Source organism: Schnuerera sp., from assembly GCF_035459645.1.
Lineage (GTDB): Bacteria > Bacillota > Clostridia > Tissierellales > Tepidimicrobiaceae > Schnuerera.
Window position 1 is genome coordinate 1 of the sequence record NZ_DATHXO010000385.1, and the last position, 1,729, is coordinate 1,729.

Annotated in this window: 1 protein-coding gene; it reads right to left on the bottom strand. The window is 30.1% G+C overall.

Features of this window, described 5'->3' with window-relative positions; genetic code table 11:
• Positions 1 to 334 precede the first annotated feature (334 nt).
• A complete protein-coding gene (locus VK998_RS09090) occupies positions 335 to 1,657 on the bottom strand; it encodes an IS1380 family transposase (protein WP_325227801.1) in 1,323 nt (440 codons plus the stop codon).
• Between the last annotated feature and the right edge of the window lie 72 nt (positions 1,658 to 1,729).

Here is a 1,729-nt window from a genome sequence, read left to right on the forward strand (position 1 = left end):
AATGTATTTATAAAACAAATAAAGATCTTATAGTAGCCATTTAGTTTTGGATACTATAAGATCTTTTATATTTGAGCCTTAATATTTATTGTGTTTTAAATTCAGAATAAATATGGTCATATTCTTCTAAGACGTTTTCTACATTTATATATAAACTAGCCTGAATTATTCACAAGAATTTTTTATTGAATAGTTCTTAATGAAAACCTGTATTTTTATAAAATAAATCAAATCAACCTAAAATTTAATATTTTATCCCTAAAAAAGAGTACACTAAATAAACCCATATTTGCAGGGATTTTAATTTTAGGTTATCAAGGTGCATTTTATGTTACTACTCAAGCTTTGGCTTTAGATGTCTTATGTTATCAAGTGTTTCGAAGAATTCTTTTTGATAAGGACAAGAACTACAAAGCTTGAATACTAGGTATCTTGCTGAGCGAATTACCTTTGAGGCAATCTTTATTAGTTTTAACCTAATGGTATCAATTTGCATCTTTTGCATTTTTACAGGTAGTACAAGTCGCTTGAAGTAATTGAATAAGTTGTAAGCTAGCATGCATAGCTGTAATCGGTTTTCATTAACTATCTTTGAATTACTGCTCATAGACTCAAAGTTAAAACCTGATTTTGATTCTTTGATAAAGTTTTCCATTTTACCTCTGTTACAGTAAAACTGGATTAACTGATAAGGTTCTAAATCCATATTTGTTACTATAAATGTGTAAGTATAAGTGAATTGATTGTAAGGTTTTTCTACTTTACAGGCTACGCGTCTTGGGTATTTCCAACTTGCAGCCTTATACATAAATTCACCATAGCATACAGCATAGTCTATCTTATTATCTTTAGTTGCGTAATCTAAGTCATTTGAAATATATTCAGCTTCTCTATAAAGATTAGGATTAGCTTTTAATCTAATTGCATAGGAGCAACTGTTGTGCTCAGCTTGTTCAAATAATCCTGGTGTTGCAAAACCACTGTCACCACGCAAATAAAGTTTTGTACCTTCATAATTATTCTGATATTCTTCAAGTAAAGGATCTAGAAAATCTACAACACCTGTTGACGAATAGGCTGTGCCATCTCTTAACTGGATTTTTAATAGGTCTCCATTAAGGCCATCGTAGCAAACAAGTGGATGATATCCGTGTGATGAATAGTGAAAATTAAAACCTTCACCTTCTTGTTTGCCATAAGTAGCAAGTAAAGTAGAATCAAGGTCAAGAAGTACCATTTCAGGATTATTTATTGAATATATCCTCTTTCGTAAAGCAGTATGAATAGCTTCAAACTGAGCCATAGTATCTTTATCCATTCTATTAAAGAATCGTGACATTGTTGGCTGTGAAGCAAGACCTTCTTTACTAAGAATTGCATTTAATACTGGTTCATTTGTTAATTCATCTGAATCATCATCAGTAAAGTATCCGGAGATTATTTGGAAAACCTTTTGAATAAGATTTTTGTCATCTGTATGAAATCTATCTGCATCATCATTAGTTTTAAAAGTAGACTTGATTAGTCTCTCAAATTCTATTTTATGAGCAAATTCGTTGATTAGAAAAAGCCCTGAATCAGAAGATAAATCACCACCATCAAAATTTATTTTAATTTTATTGTTGAAATTTGATTGAAAAACATTTAAACTAGACATATAGAGTTCCTCCTTTGTTTTAGTGGTAGTGTTTGCAACTACATTTTAACAAATTTGGAGCTCTTTTTCTAT

Excerpts from the sequence above, each read along its gene's own strand:
- VK998_RS09090 (WP_325227801.1), bottom strand. The coding sequence starts at position 1,657 with ATGTCTAGTTTAAATGTTTTTCAATCAAATTTCAACAATAAAATTAAA.